Raw genomic sequence first — 21,053 nt, forward strand, 5'->3', positions numbered from 1 at the left:
GCCAAACCAACCAAAGGAGGCAGAAATGCAAACGGAAGTCATAAAAATCAATGGAATGACCTGCATGGGCTGTGTCAATAGCGTGAAGAATGTGCTGGAAAAGATACCCGGGGTGAGCAATGCAAATGTCTCCCTGGAACAGCAACAGGTAACCATTGAGTATGATGCTTCCAGGGCTCATACTGATCAGTTAAGGGAGGCAATCAAGGATGCAGGCTTTGAAGTCGAAAACTGACAAGAAACCTTGCCACATGCCAACTGCGGTGGTGCAGCCGGATAAGGAAGCGCTGATAAAACGCCTCAACCGCATCGAAGGCCAGGTGCGTGGCGTGGCAAAAATGATCACGGAAGACCGTTATTGCGTTGACATCCTGAATCAGGTGTCCGCGCTTCAGTCCGCGCTCGATGCTGTCGCAATGCGCCTGCTTGAAAATCACACGCATGGCTGCATGCAGAGTGCGATCAGGTCGGGAGACGGAGACGCAGCAATCGATGATCTGATGACAGTGGTGCGGAGGTTCGCCCGCTAGCGTGGTCCCGACTGAGGATAATTTTTATTGTAACGGCCGCAATCCCTTGCACAAGAAGAATTTCTCACAATGAATCCTCCTATCCTCATTAGATCAGCCCTGATCGCCTTGCTGCTGATTGGGTTGCCTGCCGTAGCCCACGAGATTCCGGATACAACGGAAGAACGCGTGAAGGCATGCATCATTTGTCACGGCCCGGAAGATAAAAAGGGTAGAGATGAATATTACCCTCGTATCGCAGGCAAGCCGGAAGGCTATCTTTTCAACCAGTTGCGGAATTTCCGGGATAGCCGCCGCCACTATCGGCCCATGGCCCTGCTGCTCGAAGGCTTGCCCGATGCATATCTGTGGGAGATGGCCGGATATTTTGCCTCGTTAAAACAGGCCTTTCCTTCACCTGAACCAATGCGGGCTTCATCACCCAAAGTCAAAATAGCGCGCGAGCTGATCGAACATGGAGATGCTGCCCGGAATATACCCGCCTGCGTCGGCTGCCACGGCAAGGACTTGATGGGCATAGCGCCGTTCATTCCCGGTCTTATTGGTCTCCCGCGCGTATATATCATGGCCCAGTTCGGCAACTGGCAGCACGGCGCGCTGATGCGTGGGCGAACGCCCGATTGCATGTCGGAAATAGCAAAGAAGCTTACCACCGAAGAGGTAAGCGCTGTTGCCATGTGGCTGGCCGCGCAACCTGTCCCCGAGTCGGACGAGAGACATGCAGGTGCGGGGGTAGAATTGCCCAAGCGGCTGGCAAGACGCTGCGCCAGCATCATTCCACAAACAAACAATCCAAAATGAGATATGGCTTATACGGCTCCCTCGCAATCCTGATCGCCGGATTTACCGGCCTGGGCATTTTGCTGGCGCCACCCGTTACGCTGTCGTCGGCAGCAGAAAAACCGGAGGCAACGAAGGAGGTACGCGATACTGCCGAAATCGAGGGGCAGAGGGCGCGCGGCGCTTATCTGGCACGCATCGGCAACTGCCTGGGTTGTCACACGGCCTATAGTGGACTCCCATACGCTGGCGGACACATCCTCGATACTTCGATCGGCATATTCATCACGCCTAATATCACTTCTGATAAAGAAACGGGTATCGGCCTCTGGAGCGAGGAAGATTTCTGGCGGGCTCTCCATAACGGCAGGGGGCGCGATGGAAGTCTCCTTTATCCGGCATTTCCGTATTCGGAATATACCAGGGTATCCCGCGAAGATTCGGATGCCATCTTTGCCTACCTTCAATCACTTCCACCCGTGAGGCAGCGTAATGCGCCCAACCGCATCAATTTCCCTTTCAACTGGCGTCCGCTGCTGCATCTCTGGCAGCTTATTTATTTTTCTCCGGGCATATATCTTCCTGACACGATGCGGGATGACGAATGGAACCGGGGGGCCTACCTCGTGCAGGGGCTCGGGCATTGCAACGCATGTCATACCCGGCGCAACATATTGGGAATAAGCAAAGGAGATATCCTGGGAGGAGGTCAGCTCATGGGCTCAAACTGGTATGCGCCGTCGCTGACTTCCCTCCAGGAGGCCAGTACCGCCGATTGGCCGATCGAAGACATTAAGAGATTACTGAAAACCGGATCCACTTCGCGCGCTGTGACGACGGGACCGATGGCGAATGTTGTCAGCCAGAGTCTCCAGTTCCTGACAGAAGACGACGCGCGCGCCGTGGCGAAGTATCTGAAGTCTTTGCCCGAGACCGAGCCTCGCTCCCGTGGAATCGCCCCTCCCCTTACCGAAGAAGTCGACAAGCAGCTTAAAAAAGGGGGGCAGATTTACGAAACCTATTGCCAGGACTGCCATGGAAATCTGGGGGAAGGCGCACCGGGAAGCTATCCGGCGCTGGCCGGCAACCGTGGGGTGACAATGGCATCCCCGGTCAACGCGATTCGCAGCATTCTCAATGGCGGCTATGCTCCTGTCACTGAAGTCCAGCAGCGTCCCTACGGAATGCCACCGTTTGCGCAAGTTCTGCCCGACGAAGAGATTGCATTGGTGCTGTCGTATATCCGTAACTCATGGGGCAACCGGGGAAGTCTCATCACGGCGGAACAGGTGGACCGAAGCCGAAAAGGCGCGCAATAGAGCGCCGCTGGCGAGACGTTCAAACTATCCAGGCTAGCCACAGTAACCATTTGCCTGAAACCAGTTCATTGCATCCTCGAGTGCAGACGCAGCCGGGCGATAGCGATAACCCAGTTCTCTTACCGCCTTGTCACTGGAGTAGAACATCTTTTTCTTTGCCATGGAGACGCTATCCACGGTAGCGCGCGGCTCAACCTTGGTAACGGCGGACATTTTTTCCATCAACCAGGCAGCAGGCACCACCAGCTTGACGGGAAGACCAAGTCGCCTGGTCTGCTTGCCTCTTATCTCATCGATTTTCTGCAGAATCTGCAGCAAGGTCATGTTTTCGCCCCCGAGGATGTAACGCTCGCCAGGTTTTCCATGCTTGTACGCCAGCAGATGGCCTTCAGCGATATCGTCAGCGTGCACGATATTCAAGCCAGTATTCACGTATGCCGGCATTCGATTGCGCAATGTATCCACTACGATGCGACCGGTGGGGGTGGGCTTGATATCACGCGGCCCTATCGGCGTGGATGGATTGACGATGACCATGGGCAGGTTATGTTCCCGCGTCATCTGCTGAACAATTTCTTCAGCCATGAATTTCGAGCGCTTGTAGTGTCCGCACATCAATCCCAGGCTGGAGGGGGTATCTTCGTTGGCAGGAATGCCATTTTCAGCCGTGCCCAGCGTCGCTACACTGCTGGTATAGACCATGCGTTTCATTCCAGCTTCGGCGGCTGCAAGCACCAGTGCCCGGGTTCCCTTTACATTGATTTCGTACATGGTATCCGGATTGGGTACCCAAAGACGGTAGTCTGCTGCTACATGAAACAAGTTATCGCACCCGGCGACTGCCCGTTTCAGGGAGGGAGCAGAACGCAAGTCACCTTCCGAAATTTCAACGTGCAACTTATCAAGATTTCGTCGATCGCTTCCTGGCCGAACAAGACAGCGCACTTCATGGCCCGCTTCCAGTAAACAACGCGTTACTGCGGAGCCGACAAATCCGTTGGCTCCGGTTATTAAAGACTTAGTCATATCTGACCCTTTCGACTTCCGATTCAGTGCGAACCTGCGAGCAGCCACTCGCTTTGGTGTTGTTCAGTTATGAATGCTGCCCCTGTCAGAGCCCCCTCGCAATGATCAGGGATCAGACGGCGGGGAATCCGCAAAGCGTTGCGCACTCACAGCTTTCCATTTGAGAAAACCAGGTGAGATCCTTTATACGGGAATTCTGGATAATTCAGCAATAGATCGTTGTCTGAAGCAGGCAGGATGAAGCGTTACAAAGAACAAAATGCATCCAGCAATATAGTAGAACCTCTCTTTACTCGACCTGCTGATCCTGGCAATTAGCCGCGGCTGGCAAGGTGCTTTTCCACATCTTCCTTACTGAAACCCAGGGCAGCCGCAACCCGATCCGCATGACTCACCCGGGATACACCCGGAATCAGGCGATAGGTCGGACCCTGTGGCGAAAATTCGCCCTGGAGATAGCGGCCTATCCCCTTGTCCTGCAAACGCTCGCACAGTTCATGGTTATGGGTAACCAGCAAGGTGCTTGCGCCAAGCTTGTAAAAACCGGCGAGAACATACTCCGAGAGTTCCATCTTCTCTTCGAATGTCGTTCCCTCCGAAAGCTCATCCAGCACGACGAGACTGCGCGGAGTGGAATTGAAGAAAATTTCGCGCGTGCGTTTCAACTCGTGGCCAAAGCGCCCCATGCCCTCATCCAGATGGCCTGGGTCCGGTACCTGGTAGAAAATATGCTCAGCCGGCACCAGGCGGGCGCCAGCGGCGGGAATATGGCAACCTATCTGTCCCAGCAGCTGAATCTGGACGACTGTCTTGCAATACGCAGTTTTGCCGCCGCTGTTGGGTCCGGTAATGACCAGCAAGCGGCCGGCATCATCGAGCGAAACATCATTCGGTACATAATTGGAGTTGGCCTTCGCGAGCACGGGGTTCCGCGCTTCAGTGACTTCCAGTGCGTGCCGCTCGCTTTCCGATATTTCCGGCAAGGTCATCTTGCCGCCGAAGGCTGCCGAATAGCGATGGAAGGAGAGCAGTTCGTCGAGCATTCCCAGCACATCCACCAATCGCGCCAGTTCAGGGCTGTGCTTGAACAGCTTGCGTAGTGGATAGATGACAGTATCGCGATCTGAGGCGGCAATTGCAATCAGAACAACGGGCAAAATCGGCACTGCCAGCACGAGTATCCCATAACCGAGATAAGCGATGCCGAAACTCGCCAGCAATCCCTGAAAAAAATAAAGCGCCGCGGCGAGCGCAGCCACAACGAAAAATACCGGAATCGGCTTGAACATGGATGGCGTGAAGCGCGAGAGCGGCAGGTAACGCGACTTTTCTTCCCGGGTCTTGAATTTTCCTTCGGAGACATAGACCGGACCGCGCATCAGGGAATAAATCCTTGATTTGCCGAAGTCGCGAACAGCCTGGAATAGCTCCCGGAGATAAGCGCTTTGCGGCTGAGGTAGAATTTCCACCGTCTCGACCATGTCGATCGCAAACCCCGTACCATCGATGAACTGGTGGTAACCGTAACCGCTAAACTCCATTTCATCTTTACCACCCCTGGAATTGTCTATGGCAATTCCCCCGGTAAAAGTACCGTAGAGCAAATGATAAAGGGACTGCTCTCCCTCTTTCACCGTATCGACGAAGTGCTGGAGCGCTTCACGAAGCATTGAATTTGACGCAAGTTCCCGTACTGCTTCCTGTTTCTTTTGAATCAGCGCCGCATCTGTCTCCGGTCGCGCAAGCGAGCGATAGAGCACAGATTGCCCTGCATGAGTAATAGCGTGATTGACCGAATCGAATAACTCATCGGCTTCGATTGCATCGAACGTTTTCGCATCCAGTACACCGTAATTGTCTTCCTTCGGCCGACTGTCTCGAATACCCCTGGGCTTCTGGCCACTGGAGAGAACAGGTTTTTGATTCCAGTATGAATTGGGAGCAGAGGGCGAATTCATGATCAGGTTATGTTGGATTGATCGATTTCCGGGATAAGATTGGCAACCTTCCTGAAGTGAGGGATGCCCGGAGGAGAAGATGGGGGCCTGAAAAGCAGTTTACGACAGCGTACCATCCTTTTGGTGGATGCCTGCTTCACGACGTGCTTATCGGCGTGCATGCCACCTTTCACGTTTCCCCTGAAAATCTACCACCGGGGCAGGCGCCCGTCAATGCGCGGCGAGTGGTGGCTGGAAGGGGCCTGGGGCTTGTGGCCGAAACAACGCATCGTTCACCTCCTTCAAATCCTCCTCGTCCAGTTCTCCCGCCTCTGCCTTCAACCGCAATCGTGACATGAGAAAATTGTAGCGCGCCTGCGCGAGATCTCGTCGCGCCGAATAATACAATTGCTGTGCGTTCAGCACGTCCACTTCGGTCCGGACACCTACTTCCTGGCCGAGCTTGGTGGAATCGACCTGGCTCTGACTGGACACCAGGGCCTGCTTCAGCGCCGTTACCTGCGCAATGCCATTGGTGACATTGAGATACTGCTGGCTTACTTGCAGCACACTGTTACGCCGGGTATTGTTCAGGTCCTGCAACACCTTTTCCTGGATAGCCACTGCTTCGCGCACGCGCGACTGCACCGCAAAACCCTGAAACAGCGGAAAGCTGAGCTGTACGCCAATTTCTTTCGATGTCAGGTCAATGGGACGCCCCGTGATCGTACCCCCCACCCCTTTCTGGTCGCTGTATATCGCAACGAGATCGAGCGTCGGATAATGCCCCGCCTGAGCCCGTTCAACGTCCTTTTTTGCAATTTCATATACCGCCTCCTGGACCTTCAGCGCGAGATTGTTCTGTTCGGCCACGCTGATCCAGTCCTGCATGCTGGGATACTTCAACATGAGCAGATCGGAGGGCACCTCGGCGGGACGAACCATATCTTCCGGTATCCGCCCGATGATCTGTTCGAGCGCCCGTTTGCGCACTTCAAGTTCGTTCAACGCGCCTATCTGCAACGCAGCCGTCAAATCGAAACGCGCCTGAGCTTCGTGAGTGTCGACGATGGTAGCGGTTCCGACTTCGAAGTTGCGCTTTGCCTGCGCCAACTGTTCGCTGATGGCCTTTTTCTGGGCCTCCGCAACCTCCACGTTTACTTCTGCCAGCAGAATATCCAGATACGCCTGCGCCACGCGCAAGATCAGATCCTGCGCCGCAATGATGAATTCCGAATCGGCCTGCGCAACCTGAAGCTTCGATTGTTCGTAAATCGCAAAATTCTCCTTGCGATAGATCGGCTGAGTGGCGGTAATGGTCAGGCTCTGGTTATCGATGACAACTTCGGAGGGTCTGACGGCCACACCTGTTCCGATCGCGGTTCCAGTTCCGCCGATTCTTTCTATATCGATCCACTGCCGCCGCCGCACCCCCGCAAGCGTTACCGTGGGCAGCAGGCCCGCCCGGCCCTGGGGCAGTTTTTCCTGCGCGGCCTGGTGCGTGAAGCGGGCTGCGCGAAACTGCGCGTCATTTTCCAGCGCTTCATGATAGATGTCCATCATGTCCGCGGCCTGCAGCGGGGTGCTCAGTGCTCCGATAAACAGGAGCCCATGGACGTACGGCGCAATTTTCGATTTGATTCCGGATTGCCTTGCGCTGCTTGAAAAGAACATCTTCGTTGACTACAGTTAAAGATAGATGGATAGCTATAGGAGAGTAGCGATGGATACGTCGCGTGGACTGCAATTCCTGGAGTTCGGGCCGAAAGATCAGAATGTAAATCTCTCCGGCTGCTTCGCATTTCTGAGCGGCGCAATACAGGTTTCGAACAGGCCGACTGTGCTATATGCGCCTGCGCGCCCGTTTTCCTCCTGTGCCACGCAAGTAACGAGAAGAGCCTGCATTACCGGTGGATCGCCCACTACAGCAAAGAGGCGCCCGCCGGTTTTAAGGCTCTTCTGAAATCCCTCCGGCAGCACGGGGGTGGATCCGGTCAGGACGATAACATCATAGGGGCCGTACTGGACCCAGCCCCGGGCAGCATCGCCATTTTCCACCAATACGTTGGTAATCTCTTGATTCCGCAGGTTTTTTTCGGCCATGGCCGCCAGCTCCGGCACAATCTCGACGCTATGAACAAATCTCCCTTTTTTGGCAAGCAGCGCAGTCAGGTAACCGCTGCCGCTCCCTACCTCCAGAATTCTGTCGGTATTATTGACTCCCAGTTCCTGCAGAATCCGCGCCTCAACCTTGGGGGCGAGCATTACCTCGCCGTATCCCAGCGGGATTTCCATATCGACGAATGCAAGTGAACGGTAAGCTGCCGGGACAAATTCCTCGCGCCGCAGCTCGAACAATAGTTGGAGAATCTCCTGGTCCAGCACGTCCCACGTACGAATTTGCTGCTCCACCATGTTATACCGGCTTTGTTCGAGATCCATATCCAACCCTCTGCTCCTATATGAAATGTCATAACAAACTTGCAATTATTCCACATTTCCGTTAGCTTCACAGCAGCAGCTAGGGGTCCGTTTCCGCGAGCAGCCGGAAACCGGTGAGAGAGTCCCTCATGGAACCTGCGGATAAGTACACTTGCATATCACGCTTATTCGGCGGTTCCTCTACCTGACACGGATAATGCCGCCGTAGGGAAGCTGGGAATCGGTTGTCCGGTCGTCCCGCTCCTTTATGGCACTCAAGGAGCGTAATATGAATGCAACATTTTCAAGCGTGGTACAAAGTTCATCGCCCTTTTCGGGCAAAACCGCCCAGGTTGACGAAGGCGCGGTCAAACCTCTGCCCCAGTCACGAAAAACCTACCTGAGCGGTTCCCGCCCGGATATCCGGGTTCCCATGCGGGAAATCAGCCAGTCCGATACGCCCGCCAGTATGGGAGCGGAAAAAAACCCGCCGATTTATGTCTATGACACTTCCGGTCCTTATACCGACCCGGCGGTCAAAATTGACATTCGCTCCGGCCTGGCGCCGCTGCGCGAAAAATGGATAGATGAGCGCGGCGATACGGAGATTCTCTCCGGTCCGGCCTCCATCTATGGCAGGCAACGTCTGAATGACCCACGCCTGGCCGAATTGCGCTTCGACCTGAAGCGCAGCCCCCGCCGCGCCAGAACCGGAGCAAACGTGACACAGATGCATTATGCGCGACGTGGCATCGTCACGCCGGAAATGGAATTTATTGCCATACGGGAGAATCAGCGTTGCGAGCATTTGGCCGATCAACAGCGGGAACTGCTTGCACGCCAGCACCCGGGCCATGATTTCGGCGCGTTCCTGCCCCGCCACATCACGTCCGAGTTCGTACGTGATGAGGTCGCCAGGGGACGCGCAATCATTCCCGCCAACATCAACCATCCGGAATCCGAACCGATGATCATCGGGCGCAATTTTCTGGTGAAAATCAACGCAAATATCGGTAATTCGGCGCTAAGCTCAAGCATCCAGGAGGAAGTCGAAAAGATGACATGGGCGATACGCTGGGGGGGAGATACCGTAATGGATCTCTCCACGGGAAAAAACATCCATGAAACGCGTGAATGGATCATACGCAACAGTCCCGTTCCCATCGGCACGGTGCCGATCTACCAGGCCCTGGAAAAAGTGGATGGCAAGGCAGAAGACCTGACCTGGGAAATTTTTCGCGATACGCTGGTAGAGCAGGCTGAACAGGGTGTGGACTATTTCACCATTCATGCCGGCGTACGGCTCGCCTATGTTCCGATGACGGCAAAACGGCTCACCGGTATTGTTTCCCGCGGCGGATCGATCATGGCGAAGTGGTGCCTTGCGCACCACAAGGAGAGTTTCCTGTATACGCAGTTCGAGGAAATCTGTGAAATCATGAAGACTTACGACGTAAGCTTCTCCCTCGGTGACGGATTGCGCCCCGGTTCAATATATGATGCAAATGATGAAGCCCAGTTTGCGGAGCTGAAAACCCTCGGCGAGCTGACACAGATTGCCTGGAAGCATGACGTGCAGGTAATGATCGAAGGTCCCGGCCATGTTCCCATGCATCTCATCAAGGAGAACATGGATATGCAGCTGAAATACTGTGACGAAGCGCCGTTCTATACGCTGGGACCCCTTACCACCGATATCGCCCCCGGCTATGATCATATAACATCTGCCATTGGCGCTGCCATGATCGGCTGGTACGGTACCGCGATGCTATGTTATGTGACGCCCAAGGAGCATCTCGGCCTGCCGGACAAGGACGACGTCAAGGACGGCATCATCACCTATAAAATCGCTGCGCATGCCGCAGATCTGGCAAAGGGGCATCCCGGCGCACAGTTACGCGACAACGCCCTTTCGAAAGCACGCTTCGAGTTCCGGTGGGAAGATCAGTTCAACCTCGGCCTCGATCCTGACAAGGCAAGACAGTTCCATGATGAAACCCTGCCGCAGGAAGGCGCAAAGCTCGCTCATTTCTGTTCGATGTGCGGCCCGCATTTCTGCTCGATGAAAATCACTCAGGATGTGCGCGACTTCGCGGCGAGCAAAGGTGTCAGCGAGCAAGAGGCGCTGGAAAAAGGCATGGAAGAAAAAGCGAGCGAATTTGTAGCAGGAGGAACAGAGATTTACAGCAAGGTGTGAGCGGCATGAAAGGTGGGCCTGTGGCAGGCTTGCTATTGAAAAAGCGAAATGGGAAGGAGGCAGGAGAGTTCAGGTGGTTACATTGCGCCAGGGCATTCATTCCTGCGCGCCTCCCACAACAGCGTCGCAAGTTTTCTCAAACCCGAAGCCGGTTTGATGCGATAATATCAGAAAAACAAACAGTCACGCTCTCGGCGCAACTTCTCTACTGGATATCCATTGCCCGTATTCCCTGGTAACACCATGGTTCATTCCCGTTCGTTCCCGGTTACCCGCGGCCTCCTGGTTTCTGCCGGATAATCTGGAATGGACTGGTTTCTTCTCCTCAAGGGGCTCATCCTTGGCATAGTCGAAGGTCTGACGGAATTTCTTCCGATTTCGTCCACCGGCCACCTGATTCTGGTCAGCGACCTGCTCAACTTCAATGACGAAAAGGGCAAGGTATTTACCATTGTCATTCAGCTTGGCGCGATTCTGGCGGTCTGCTGGGAATATCGCGTCAAGCTTCGCCATGTAGTGACGGATATCGGCTCCCGTCAGGATGCAAACCGCTTCGTGTTGAATCTTTTGATCGCGTTTCTACCAGCAGCAATTCTGGGTTTGCTGTTCATCAAAACCATCAAGCAACACCTGTTTCATCCGGTGCCGGTCGCGCTGGCATTCATAGTCGGCGGCCTTCTAATTCTTTGGGCCGAGCGCAGGCCACATGTGGTGGACGTGGAACGGGTCGAAGACATGGACTGGAAACATGCCTTGAAAGTGGGATTGGCGCAGTGCCTGGCGCTCATACCCGGTACTTCGCGCTCAGGCGCCACCATTATTGGGGGCCTCCTCTTCGGCCTCTCCCGCAAAGCCGCTACTGAATTTTCATTTTTCCTCGCGATTCCAGTTATGTTCGCGGCGACTTTTTATGATCTTTACAAGAATCGCGATATTCTTCATCTGGATGATGCGAGCGTGTTCGCGATCGGGTTCGTGGCGTCCTTTATCAGCGCACTTCTCGCGGTGCGGGGCTTGCTCCGCTTTGTCAGCCAGCACGATTTCTCCGTTTTTGCCTGGTATCGCATCGGGTTCGGGATTATCGTCCTGATTACGGCTTACTCCGGGATGGTTCAGTGGTCGGCGTAAGAAGGATTCATGTCCAGTAAGTTTTGCTTATGCACTTATTCCCCATTATTTTCCAGATTATTGTCGCCGCAGTAAGCATGCCCTGAGCCCCTCGAGGGCCAGGATAAACAAGGGGACGATAACTCAGAGATGGAGACGAAAGATCCTCAACTCTGTACCCAGGGTAGTCCTGCCGCCTTCCAACCGCCTTTCTTACCGCGATGGCCGGTGGTGTCCTTTTCACCTTCGAATCCTTCGAGAACGTTGTAGCAATTCGTATAACCCAGTTCGGAAGCGGTAGCTGCGGCCTGATGCGAGCGCCCCCCCGTACGGCAGATGAACATGACCAACGATTCCTGATCTACCTGACTGGAAAGATAGTTGATGAAATCAGGGTTGGAACGCATTCCTGGATAAGATTGCCATTCGATTTCCACTGCACCCGGAATTCTTCCTACCCAATCCCATTCAGCGCGTGAGCGTACATCCACCAGTTTCGCATCGGGCGCTTCCTGAAGCAGGGTAAGCGCCTCGGTCGGCAGCAGCGCCCCCTGATAGGGCAGATCCATTTCCTCGGCACGCTTCTGCGCCCTCTCGAGTATTGCAGTGATTGTTTCGGTTCCCATATGGTTTACCATGACACGAATGAAATAATATGTAATGGTAATCGATTTTCAGCCATCTGGATGCCTGGAAAACTTTAATCCAGGAACAGAGTGCAACAAACCGTACCTCTTCCAGCTTGCGGTATTTTATTGCTGAGGGAATGGCCGTTCCCCTCCTGATATATAATATTAATTCTGCAAATTCCCTTTATATGAGGACACTCAATTTTTTAAAAGGAAGGCGCTTTCGCACGCTTGCATATTGACATGGTTTGGAGACTGAAATGGCGGTAGCCGATGTTCTGAAAATGATTCAGGACAACGAAGTCAGATTCGTTGATCTACGATTTACCGATACCCGCGGTAAAGAACAACATATAACCCTGCCCGCTCACGCCGTCGATGCTGATAAACTGGAGGACGGTCACGCATTCGATGGTTCTTCCATCGCCGGCTGGAAGGGTGTGCAGGCATCGGACATGCTGCTGATACCGGATCCCGACACTGCCCGTCTGGATCCCTTCATGGACGAGGCTACACTGTTCATCACCTGTGACGTAGTGGAGCCCTCGGATGGCAAGGGTTATGACCGCGATCCCCGTTCCCTGGCAAAACGCGGCGAAGCCTACCTCAAATCGACAGGCATCGGGGATACCGCGTTTTTCGGCCCGGAGCCTGAATTCTTCATTTTTGATTCCGTCACCTGGCACGCGGACATGTCCGGCTGTTCCGTAAAAATCGAGTCGGAAGAAGCAGCCTGGAGTTCGAGAGTAAAATACGAGGGCGGCAACATCGGGCATCGTCCTGGTATCAAGGGAGGCTATTCCCCCATTCCCCCAATCGACTCCTTGCATGACATCCGATCGGCGATGTGTCTTGCACTTGAGGAAATGGGTATCGAAGTTGAAGTGCATCACCACGAAACGGCGACTGCCGGACAGTGTGAGATAGGCACCAAGTACAGCAGCGTGGTGAAGCGTGCTGACTGGACTCAGGTATTCAAATATGTGGTGCATAACATCGCCCACTCTTACGGAAAGACCGCAACCTTCATGCCCAAACCCATTGTCGGTGACAATGGTTCGGGGATGCACGTGCACCAGTCAATCTGGAAAGGCGGACGAAACCTGTTTTCCGGAAACGGTTATGGCGGACTCTCGGAAATGGCAATGTACTATATTGGCGGGATCATCAGGCATGCCAAGGCCTTGAACGCCATCACCAATCCCGGGACCAACTCGTACAAGCGCCTCGTTCCAGGCTTTGAAGCACCCATCAATCTTGCCTATTCCGTCAGCAACCGATCGGCTGCCGTGCGCATTCCTTATGCCAATAACCCCAAAGGCCGACGGATCGAGGTGCGCTTCCCTGACCCTACCGCGAACCCTTACCTTGCATTTACTGCCATGCTGATGGCGGGGCTGGATGGAATCCAGAACAAGATTCATCCGGGCGACCCGATGGACAAGAATCTCTACGACCTCCCACCCGAGGAAGCCGCCAGAATTCCGAATCCCTGCGCTTCCCTGGATGAAGCACTGGACAGCTTGGATAAGGACCGCAATTTCCTGACTCGCGGCGGGGTGTTTTCGAATGATATGATAGATGCTTACATCGAACTCAAGATGGAAGAAGTTACGCGCTTCCGGATGACGACGCATCCGGTCGAATTCGATATGTACTACAGCTTGTGAGCGGTGTTTCTCACGTTCGGACCGCTAACGCTGTTTCATTGATCAGGACATAATATCTGATGAAAATTCTTTTTGTTACATTGCTCGCGCTGCCGATGCTCATGCTTGGCGGATGTGGTCAGAAAACAGCGAAGGATGCGGAAAAACCCGCCGAGCAGCAGACGGAACTACCGGATGAGTTCACTTCTGAAAAGCAAATGCCATCAGTGCTGGAAGAAAATCTGAGCCCGGAAGAGAAGTCTGCAATATTGAAAGAAATCATGCCGGCCGGGTCTGAGAGCGATTCTACACCGGAGGAAAGATTCCTGCAGTTGAAAAAAGACGCTGAGGCTGGCGATCCCAAAGCACAGACTGGCCTTGGCGTTATGTACTATACGGGTGAAGCGGTATCCAAGGATGCTTCGGGCAAAATCCTGAGTAACGATCCCGCTACCGCCGCCGCCTGGTTTCATCGCGCCACTGAGCAGGGCTATGCGGATGCGCAATTCAACCTGGGGTTGCTGTATGCCAACGGTGAAGGTGTTCCTAAAGATTCCGTCAAAGCGTTCGGACTATTTCAAAAAGCGGCCGAACAGGGCAATGTCGATGCGGAAAATAACGTGGGTGTGATGTATTACTCAGGTGAAGGCGTGCCCAGAGACGAGGCCAAGGCGAAAGAATGGTTCAAGAAAGCGGCGGCCCAAGGCAATGCCGACGCGCAGGCAAACCTGGATGCAATGAAATAAGAGCTTCGCTGTTTGTTTCGAGCCAGTCTCCGGTAGCCATTCGAAGTTTCGCTCCATAAGGACATAAGGAGATACCTATCCGAGGGCAGGTTATCGTATTCCGTGCTCCCATCCTCCAATCCTAACCACATAAAGGGAGTTGGTGACACCTTCGACAATTCAGACAATCAGCGCAGCGCTATTCGCGATTGCAATCCTGCATACGTTTTCCACCAGATTTTTTGAACGGTTGGCAAACGCGCGCCCCGCCCACGCAGGGATATGGCATTTATTGGGTGAAGTAGAAGTCGTGTTCGGCTTCTGGGCCATGGTTCTCATACTGTTCATGTTTGCGGTGGAAGGCCGTGACAGCGCAATCGATTACCTGGATTCGCGTAACTTTACGGAACCCATGTTCGTCTTTGCGATCATGGTCGTTGCTGGAACAAAGCCGATCCTCCAACTTGCCATGTTCTCGGTACGCACCGTGGCGCAATTCATTCCGCTATCGCGGGGAATCGTTTTCTATTTTACGACGCTTTCCCTCGTTCCACTGCTCGGATCCTTCATCACCGAACCGGCAGCCATGACGCTTGCTGCCCTGATTCTTCGAGATAATTATTTCTCTCGCGGAATTTCGCTCAAGCTTAAATACACTACGCTCGGAGTTCTGTTCGTCAATGTATCCATCGGCGGCACCTTGACACCCTTCGCTGCACCCCCCGTGCTTATGGTGGCGGAGAAATGGGGATGGGACATCTGGTTCATGATATCCACTTTCGGCTGGAAAGCAGCTATCGCCGTGATCATCAATGCGGGGAGCGCCACCTTGCTGTTTCGCCGCGAATTATCCCAGGCGGGGCCGGGGCAGAATTTGTCTGATCGTGGAGAGAAAGTGCCGGACCTTCTTGTAGCTGTGCACCTCATCTTCCTGATCGGGATAGTGACGTTTGCTCATCATCCTGCCGCTTTTATGGGGCTTTTTCTGTTTTTTCTTGGCATCGCCCATGCATATCAAAAACATCAGAACCGGTTTATCCTGCGGGAGGGTTTGCTGGTGGCATTTTTCCTGGCCGGTCTGGTAGTGCTGGGCGGACAGCAGCAGTGGTGGTTGCAGCCGCTATTGCTTGGGATGAGCAGTGAGGCAGTGTTTTTTAGTGCCACGCTGCTGACCGCGATAACGGATAATGCGGCCCTTACCTATCTTGGCTCGCTTGTAGAGGGGTTGTCGGATTCTTTCAAATATGCGCTGGTTGCAGGAGCCGTTACGGGAGGAGGTCTCACGATCATCGCGAATGCGCCCAACCCTGCCGGGGTCGCTATTCTGCGCGGCAATTTCGAGGATGCGACCATTCACCCGTTAGGTCTGCTGACAGCGGCAATACCACCGACTATCGTGGCTCTCCTGGCTTTCCGCTTGCTCTAGGGAACCATTGAACAAATCCCTCGCAAAGCTCCGATCCGGGTTGCAGCAAAATCGAGCCTGGCCCATTTCGGTCCGCATCTTCAATAACCTTACGGGGCAGATGTTTCGTTCTGCTTCAAGGCGCGCAAGCTGTCATTCTCGGCGCGCAACGCTTCGACCTCCTTATGCAGCCGTCCTATCGCCATGCGTTCGCGCAACATGGTCGGCAGTGTAACGAGCGCTCCTATGAGCGCTCCCAGACCGAAGCAGACTGCGATCACAACGGCAAGCGATGCATCGGCACGCCAAAGCAGGAATATGACGCTTACCTCAACAGCATTTTGAACTGCAAACGTGACAATGAGGAAAACGATGACGAGCGCTGCAATCAATTGCAATTGCACAACAACTCCTTTCCGGACACCCGTATCCAAATCGGGGAAAACGGCTTCCTTCTCAGCAAGAGGCACGATGTGCCAGATACGAACGTGAAAAACCTGCCGGGCTATACCTCCCGGTTCCGGTTGTGAAAAATGATAGAAAGAGAGCGTCCGAAGGCGGTCCGGACGCGGTTCCACGCCCTTGAATCAACAAAAGGATAACCGAACAAAAGTGGCGCTACCCTCGCAGCAAGCAGGCCACCTCGCGCACGCTAACCGCGTACTTTGCGAGTCAAGCCGGTTTCCATCCACTTCTTGATACGATTGGCATCACCAATCCGGGAATTCTTTCCCCAGGAATCGAGCAGCACGATTATGGTCGGCTTGCCTGTGATATTTGCGTGCATCACCAGACAGCGCCCGGCCTCGCTGAGAAATCCTGTTTTGGATATGCCGATATCCCACCTGCTGCTCCTCACCAACCTGTTGGAGTTGACGTAATTCAGGTTGCGGCTGCGTACCTTCCCCACGGACACCACCTCGTGCGCAGCAGTCGTGGAAAATACGCGGATGAGACTGTACCTGTGTGCCGCCTTGACCATTTTTGCGAGATCGCGCGCAGTGGAGACATTTCCGCTGTTCAAGCCGGTCGAGTCAACGAAATAGGTACTGCCCATTCCCAACTGGAATGCCTTGCGGTTCATGGCCGTAACAAACGCCTTCAGGCCGCCGGGATACGTACGTCCCAGGGCCGCAGCAGCGCGATTCTCCGAAGACATCAAGGCCAGTCGCAACAATTCTCTGCGGGTGAACTTCGTTCCTACCCGCAGGCGGGAACGGGTATACTTGATGACATCAACATCAGCCGAGTCGATGACTATTTCCTGGTTCAACGGCAGTTTTGCATCGAGCACAACCATTGCGGTCATGAGTTTGGTAATCGAAGCAATCGGCATGACGCTGTCTGCGTTCTTGTGGAAAAGAACCTGTCCCCGCTGTGGATCCAGAATCAGCGCTGCGTTGGACCGGAGAGACAGGTCGGCCGGTTTTGCAAAAGCGCCTCCCATAAACGCAAACGTGGCGCAAACCACCAATATGGCGTTCTTCATTATCATTATCCAATGGAGTTGTCCGCCCTCCCCGCGGACTGGGACTACGGTCGATAAAGTACCAAATATCACGAGCTAGGGAAAGAGCTATGTTCAGGGGCACGCGCACGTCAAGGGTTTTTCTGGAACAGCGAAGCAAGTGGAAATGGAGATCGGCGAGTAAATGGGACTTACTGCTTGGCGCAAACGCTATCGCTCATTGACAGGCGGTAGCCATCCATGAGCACTTTGGATGCGCCCTCGAGCGGCAAAGGCCGGGAAAAATAGTAGCCCTGCATTTCGTCGCATCCGTGTCTTATCAGAAAATCCAGTTGCGCCCTTGTTTCAACGCCCTCAGCCACTACTTTCAGCCCGAGGCTGTGCGCGAGCTTGATCATGGCTATGGTAATGGTTGCGTCGTCGGGATCCGTCGTGACATCGCGGATGAAGGCGCGGTCGATCTTGAGTACATCCAGAGGGAAGCGCTTGAGATAGGCAAGACTGGAATAGCCGGTACCAAAATCGTCCATTGATATCTGGACACCGAAGGCTTTCAGATTCTGCAAGGCGTTGGCGGCCATCTCGGCCTCCTTCATCAATACCGACTCCGTAAGCTCGAATTCCAGCAGACGCGGATCGATGTTCGTAGCCTTCAACGTTTCCCCGATAATGCTATCCAGATCCTGTTGCTGAAACTGCCGCGCTGACAGATTGATCGAGATGGGATGCAGCACCAGCCCTTGGCCCTGCCATTCCCTGATCTGCTCACAAACCGTTTTCACCACCCACTCGCCTACCGATACGATCAACCCCGTATCCTCGAGAACGGAAATGAACTGCAGTGGAGGCACTAGCCCACGTGCGGGGTGCTGCCAGCGCAGCAGTGCCTCAAAACCGGTAATCTCTCCGTTGATCAGGCTTGCTTTGGGTTGGTAGTGAAGCACGAACTCGCGCCTTGCCAGAGCGCCGCGAAGTTGCGTTTCGATTTTCAGGCGAGCCACCGCGCGCTCATTCATCTGCGGAAGGTAAAACTGATAAATCGCGGGTCCCTGCTCCTTTGCCTGGAACATCGCTGTGTCCGCATTTCTGAGCAGACTGTCTGCGTCGGTACCATCGCCGGGATAGATGCTGATCCCAAGGCTTGCAGAGACGTAGATCTCCTGTGTTTTCAGCTCGAAGGGTACCTGGAGCGCCGAAATAACCTTCTCTGCAATTAAGGTTGCATCTTCAGCCTGTACGAGATCAGACAGAATGAAAGCAAATTCATCTCCTCCAAGACGGGCAACCGTGTCGCATGAACGCACACACCGCTGCAGTCTTTTTGCGACATGGATCAGCAGTTCGTCACCGGTAGAATGGCCCATTGTGTCGTTGACGATCTTGAACCGGTCGAGATCCGCAAATACCACGCCGACCCGGCGACGGTTGCGATGGGCATATTCCATCGCCTGTCGGAGACGATCAAGAAAAAGATTTCGATTAGGCAGTTCCGTCAGAGGATCAAACTGGGCCAGGTAGGTGAGGCGCTCCTCCGTTGTCTTGCGATCGATTGCGGTTGCGAGAATATTCGCGAGACTCTGCAGAAAATTGATACTGCTGGACGTGAAGCGCTGCGGATCGCGCGAATAGGCTCCAAGGATCCCGTAAGGTCCCCCCGCCCCCGATATAAGCACATCTGCACAACTGCGTATATTATGGCTCTTCAGGATACTGGAAGGTTTGAAGCGGGTTTCTGTCTGGAAGTCCTCCACAATGACGGATTGATGGCTCGCGAGTACAAAGCGATTTTGGCTGTTCTCGTATGTAAATGATATCTGCCTTCCAATCCAGTCTTTCTGCCAGCCGATCCTGGATTTAAGAACAAAAGAACGGAAATCCGGTGCAAGCTGGAGCGCCTTGCAGAACTCGACATTGAGACCTTGAGAAGCAATCACCGCTGCCTGGCTCCACAATAGGGCAAGATTTCCGCTGGCAAGCGCCTGTTGCCCGAACGCGGCAATGAGCCCCTGCTGCATGGCATGCTCCTGGATTGCAAAGGCAGTTTGCTTGCGTTTGGTAATGTCGATGGCAGTGCCCACTATTCTCAGTTCATCCGGATTGGTGCTCCATTTCAATGCCTTCGCAATATGCAGATGGCGCACTGGCTTGTGTTCGCGCAGAATCCGGAAATCGAGTTGAACGCGTCCGTCCTCGGCGCTGACCCGTTCCAGATGCGCCTCCTGCTGGGGCAGATCGTCCGGATGGGTATAGGATTTCCATATGTCATACGTGATGCGACTCCCGGAAGTAATCCCGTAGATCTCGTACATCCGGTCATTCCAGATCATTTCATTGGTCGCAGTGTTCCACTCCCAGATACCGATGGCGGCTGCTTCCGTGGCAAGAGCAAGTCGTGTTCTCTCTTCCAGCAAAACCCGCTCCCTTCTGTTCGACTCTGCCCGCAGCCAGACATTTTCTATGACAGTCGGCAACCGCTGGAGGTAGCCTGCGGTCTTCACAACGTAATCGGCAGCACCCAGTTTCAGTGACTGCCTGGCGATCTCCTCGTCCTCGCTTCCGATAAAGAGAATGATGGGCAGATCAAGCCCCCGTACCTGGCAAAGCTCCTTCAGAACGTCCGTCGCGGATGCCCCCGGCAAGCGATAATCGAGCAGCAACACGTCAACGTCGGTTTCTCTATTCTGTCCAGCAAGATAGGAAAAAACCTCCTCAGCTGACTGAACAGACTCGATTCGAAGGTGCGGTGCAGTGGAAGCCAGTGCCTGTTTGGTCGTTTCGGCATCATGCGGATTGGGCTCAACGTATAAAACCTGGAGTACTGTAGCGCGGCGGTAAGTTTCTGTCTGGAACTTATCGAGCGTCGCACGAAGCACGAGCCCAAGAGTTTCGAGAAAGCGCCCATGCTTTATGACGTAATCGTCAGCCCCGGCTCGAAGTAATGAGAGGATGGCTTCTTCCCTGCTGGAACCCGTAAGAACCACGACTGGAAGCGGTAGATGTCGTCTGCGAATCTGAGCCAGCAACGTTTCACCACTCCCATCCGGAAGGTTGAGGTCCGTCAGGACAATATCATAGCGAGCAGGAGCACCCGGCTCCGGCCTGGCGATCGCCGGGATTCCGAGGCTGGTTCCATAGAGATCGTGGAATCTTTCCACGCGGTGCAAAGCTTCTGCCAGTGAGCTGACGATATCGAGCTGGATGTCAGGCGCGCGTTTTTTCAGTTCCAATCGCACCAGATCGGCATCCAGCGCATTATCCTCAAGGTAGAGAACTCTCATCGGAAAGCCTTTGAATAATCTCCCCGAGGCTCGGAAAAAGCCCGTGCAGACTTCGGTCCCCTATCGTATCCTCGCACCCTCCGGGATATTGCCCGAGTCCTGCGCGACCTCGCATCCTGCATGAAACTCATTCAGAAACCTCTAATCCTTGCAAGACAATGGGTATTGAGAACAGTCCAGTAGAGCTCAATCTGGCGGGCCACGTCGATGAATTTCTCGAAATCCACCGGCTTTACGATGTAGGAATTCGCGCCGAGCAGATAGGCTTCATGAACGTCGACATCTTCGGAGGAAGACGTAAGCACTACGACCGGAACAGTTCCAAGCATGGAATGCTCCCGTATGGTTCGCAGGACTTCCAGTCCGCTTACTTTGGGCAGTTTGAGGTCTAGCAGTACAACCGAAGGCGGGAGGTCACTCGTTCTCCAGCTCGAAAAAAAATCAAGCGCTTCCTGACCATCCCGCAGCACTTCGAGTGGATTGGTCAGGTTGTGCCGTACAAAAGCACGCCGGGTGAGATCGACATCCATCGGATTGTCTTCAATAAGCAGAATCGGCAACGCAGTGTTCATGAAAGCACAC

18 protein-coding genes are annotated in these 21,053 nt (G+C 54.1%); 9 read left to right on the plus strand and 9 right to left on the minus strand.

Features of this window, described 5'->3' with window-relative positions; translation table 11 throughout:
- The first annotated feature begins 25 nt into the window (after positions 1–25).
- From C8R21_RS04305 to C8R21_RS04320, 4 genes are all read left to right on the plus strand, one after another.
- Positions 26–235, plus strand: coding sequence for a heavy-metal-associated domain-containing protein (locus C8R21_RS04305; RefSeq protein ID WP_107761595.1), 210 nt, complete (start codon positions 26–28; stop codon positions 233–235).
- Positions 219–530 carry a metal-sensitive transcriptional regulator gene (locus C8R21_RS04310; protein ID WP_258192249.1) on the plus strand — a complete coding sequence of 104 codons (312 nt, stop codon included), beginning with the start codon at positions 219–221 and terminating at the stop codon, positions 528–530. The genes C8R21_RS04305 and C8R21_RS04310 overlap by 17 nt, the downstream gene beginning before the upstream one ends.
- A 69-nt stretch (positions 531–599) precedes the next feature.
- A complete protein-coding gene (locus tag C8R21_RS04315) occupies positions 600–1,331 on the plus strand; it encodes a c-type cytochrome (RefSeq protein WP_107761597.1) in 732 nt (243 codons plus the stop codon).
- A complete protein-coding gene (locus tag C8R21_RS04320) occupies positions 1,328–2,629 on the plus strand; it encodes a c-type cytochrome (RefSeq protein ID WP_107761598.1) in 1,302 nt (433 codons plus the stop codon). Before C8R21_RS04315 ends, C8R21_RS04320 begins: the two co-directional genes overlap by 4 nt.
- Positions 2,630–2,662: 33 nt before the next feature.
- Here C8R21_RS04320 and hpnA read toward each other — a convergent pair whose 3' ends face one another.
- From hpnA to C8R21_RS04340, 4 genes are all read right to left on the minus strand, one after another.
- Positions 2,663–3,655 carry a hopanoid-associated sugar epimerase gene (gene hpnA, locus C8R21_RS04325; RefSeq protein WP_107761599.1) on the minus strand — a complete coding sequence of 331 codons (993 nt, stop codon included), beginning with the start codon at positions 3,653–3,655 and terminating at the stop codon, positions 2,663–2,665.
- 314 nt (positions 3,656–3,969) lie between these two features.
- Entirely contained in the window at positions 3,970–5,613 is a 1,644-nt protein-coding gene (locus C8R21_RS04330; protein ID WP_107761600.1) for a MutS-related protein, read from the minus strand.
- A 210-nt stretch (positions 5,614–5,823) separates the two neighbouring features.
- Positions 5,824–7,155 carry a TolC family outer membrane protein gene (locus C8R21_RS04335; RefSeq protein WP_308811377.1) on the minus strand — a complete coding sequence of 444 codons (1,332 nt, stop codon included), beginning with the start codon at positions 7,153–7,155 and terminating at the stop codon, positions 5,824–5,826.
- 207 nt (positions 7,156–7,362) lie between these two features.
- Entirely contained in the window at positions 7,363–8,034 is a 672-nt protein-coding gene (locus C8R21_RS04340) for a protein-L-isoaspartate O-methyltransferase family protein (RefSeq protein WP_107761602.1), read from the minus strand.
- Between the two features lie 268 nt (positions 8,035–8,302).
- Between C8R21_RS04340 and thiC the strand changes: the two genes are divergently transcribed.
- On the plus strand, positions 8,303–10,210 hold the full coding sequence (gene thiC, locus C8R21_RS04345; protein WP_107761644.1) for a phosphomethylpyrimidine synthase ThiC: 1,908 nt from the start codon (positions 8,303–8,305) through the stop codon (positions 10,208–10,210).
- A 306-nt stretch (positions 10,211–10,516) separates the two neighbouring features.
- Positions 10,517–11,338, plus strand: a complete 822-nt coding sequence (locus C8R21_RS04355; protein WP_107761604.1) for an undecaprenyl-diphosphate phosphatase — start codon at positions 10,517–10,519, stop codon at positions 11,336–11,338.
- A gap of 146 nt (positions 11,339–11,484) precedes the next feature.
- Here the strand turns inward: C8R21_RS04355 and C8R21_RS04360 are convergent, their stop codons facing one another.
- A complete protein-coding gene (locus C8R21_RS04360) occupies positions 11,485–11,943 on the minus strand; it encodes a rhodanese-like domain-containing protein (protein WP_107761645.1) in 459 nt (152 codons plus the stop codon).
- Between the two features lie 263 nt (positions 11,944–12,206).
- On the opposite strand from C8R21_RS04360, the gene glnA reads away from it, so the two are divergent.
- The 3 genes from glnA (at position 12,207) to C8R21_RS04375 (ending at position 15,746) form a co-directional block, all read left to right on the plus strand.
- A complete protein-coding gene (glnA, locus tag C8R21_RS04365) occupies positions 12,207–13,616 on the plus strand; it encodes a type I glutamate--ammonia ligase (RefSeq protein WP_107761605.1) in 1,410 nt (469 codons plus the stop codon).
- 59 nt (positions 13,617–13,675) lie between these two features.
- A complete protein-coding gene (locus tag C8R21_RS04370; protein ID WP_107761606.1) occupies positions 13,676–14,341 on the plus strand; it encodes a tetratricopeptide repeat protein in 666 nt (221 codons plus the stop codon).
- A gap of 142 nt (positions 14,342–14,483) precedes the next feature.
- Positions 14,484–15,746, plus strand: a complete 1,263-nt coding sequence (locus tag C8R21_RS04375) for a putative Na+/H+ antiporter (RefSeq protein ID WP_107761607.1) — start codon at positions 14,484–14,486, stop codon at positions 15,744–15,746.
- 89 nt (positions 15,747–15,835) lie between these two features.
- Here C8R21_RS04375 and C8R21_RS16365 read toward each other — a convergent pair whose 3' ends face one another.
- From C8R21_RS16365 to C8R21_RS04395, 4 genes are all read right to left on the minus strand, one after another.
- Positions 15,836–16,303, minus strand: coding sequence for a LapA family protein (locus C8R21_RS16365; protein WP_258192250.1), 468 nt, complete (start codon positions 16,301–16,303; stop codon positions 15,836–15,838).
- Between the two features lie 74 nt (positions 16,304–16,377).
- Positions 16,378–17,214, minus strand: a complete 837-nt coding sequence (gene pbpG / locus C8R21_RS04385; protein ID WP_107761608.1) for a D-alanyl-D-alanine endopeptidase — start codon at positions 17,212–17,214, stop codon at positions 16,378–16,380.
- Between the two features lie 170 nt (positions 17,215–17,384).
- Positions 17,385–20,471, minus strand: a complete 3,087-nt coding sequence (locus tag C8R21_RS04390; RefSeq protein WP_107761609.1) for an EAL domain-containing protein — start codon at positions 20,469–20,471, stop codon at positions 17,385–17,387.
- A gap of 131 nt (positions 20,472–20,602) precedes the next feature.
- Entirely contained in the window at positions 20,603–21,043 is a 441-nt protein-coding gene (locus C8R21_RS04395) for a response regulator (RefSeq protein WP_107761610.1), read from the minus strand.
- Positions 21,044–21,053: the final 10 nt, after the last annotated feature.

Origin of the sequence: Nitrosospira multiformis (assembly GCF_003050865.1) — a bacterium.
In the GTDB taxonomy this organism is placed as follows: domain Bacteria; phylum Pseudomonadota; class Gammaproteobacteria; order Burkholderiales; family Nitrosomonadaceae; genus Nitrosospira; species Nitrosospira multiformis_E.

What these genes read in the sequence shown, in the direction of transcription:
- C8R21_RS04305 (WP_107761595.1), top strand. Translation starts at nt 26, where the DNA reads ATGCAAACGGAAGTCATAAAAATCAATGGAATGACCTGCATGGGCTGT.
- C8R21_RS04315 (WP_107761597.1), top strand. Translation starts at nt 600, where the DNA reads ATGAATCCTCCTATCCTCATTAGATCAGCCCTGATCGCCTTGCTGCTG.
- C8R21_RS04320 (WP_107761598.1), top strand. Translation starts at nt 1,328, where the DNA reads ATGAGATATGGCTTATACGGCTCCCTCGCAATCCTGATCGCCGGATTT.
- hpnA (WP_107761599.1), bottom strand. Translation starts at nt 3,655, where the DNA reads ATGACTAAGTCTTTAATAACCGGAGCCAACGGATTTGTCGGCTCCGCA.
- C8R21_RS04330 (WP_107761600.1), bottom strand. Translation starts at nt 5,613, where the DNA reads ATGAATTCGCCCTCTGCTCCCAATTCATACTGGAATCAAAAACCTGTT.
- C8R21_RS04335 (WP_308811377.1), bottom strand. Translation starts at nt 7,155, where the DNA reads ATGATGGACATCTATCATGAAGCGCTGGAAAATGACGCGCAGTTTCGC.
- C8R21_RS04340 (WP_107761602.1), bottom strand. Translation starts at nt 8,034, where the DNA reads ATGGATCTCGAACAAAGCCGGTATAACATGGTGGAGCAGCAAATTCGT.
- thiC (WP_107761644.1), top strand. Translation starts at nt 8,303, where the DNA reads ATGAATGCAACATTTTCAAGCGTGGTACAAAGTTCATCGCCCTTTTCG.
- C8R21_RS04355 (WP_107761604.1), top strand. Translation starts at nt 10,517, where the DNA reads ATGGACTGGTTTCTTCTCCTCAAGGGGCTCATCCTTGGCATAGTCGAA.
- C8R21_RS04360 (WP_107761645.1), bottom strand. Translation starts at nt 11,943, where the DNA reads ATGGGAACCGAAACAATCACTGCAATACTCGAGAGGGCGCAGAAGCGT.
- glnA (WP_107761605.1), top strand. Translation starts at nt 12,207, where the DNA reads ATGGCGGTAGCCGATGTTCTGAAAATGATTCAGGACAACGAAGTCAGA.
- C8R21_RS04370 (WP_107761606.1), top strand. Translation starts at nt 13,676, where the DNA reads ATGAAAATTCTTTTTGTTACATTGCTCGCGCTGCCGATGCTCATGCTT.
- pbpG (WP_107761608.1), bottom strand. Translation starts at nt 17,214, where the DNA reads ATGAAGAACGCCATATTGGTGGTTTGCGCCACGTTTGCGTTTATGGGA.
- C8R21_RS04390 (WP_107761609.1), bottom strand. Translation starts at nt 20,471, where the DNA reads ATGAGAGTTCTCTACCTTGAGGATAATGCGCTGGATGCCGATCTGGTG.
- C8R21_RS04395 (WP_107761610.1), bottom strand. Translation starts at nt 21,043, where the DNA reads ATGAACACTGCGTTGCCGATTCTGCTTATTGAAGACAATCCGATGGAT.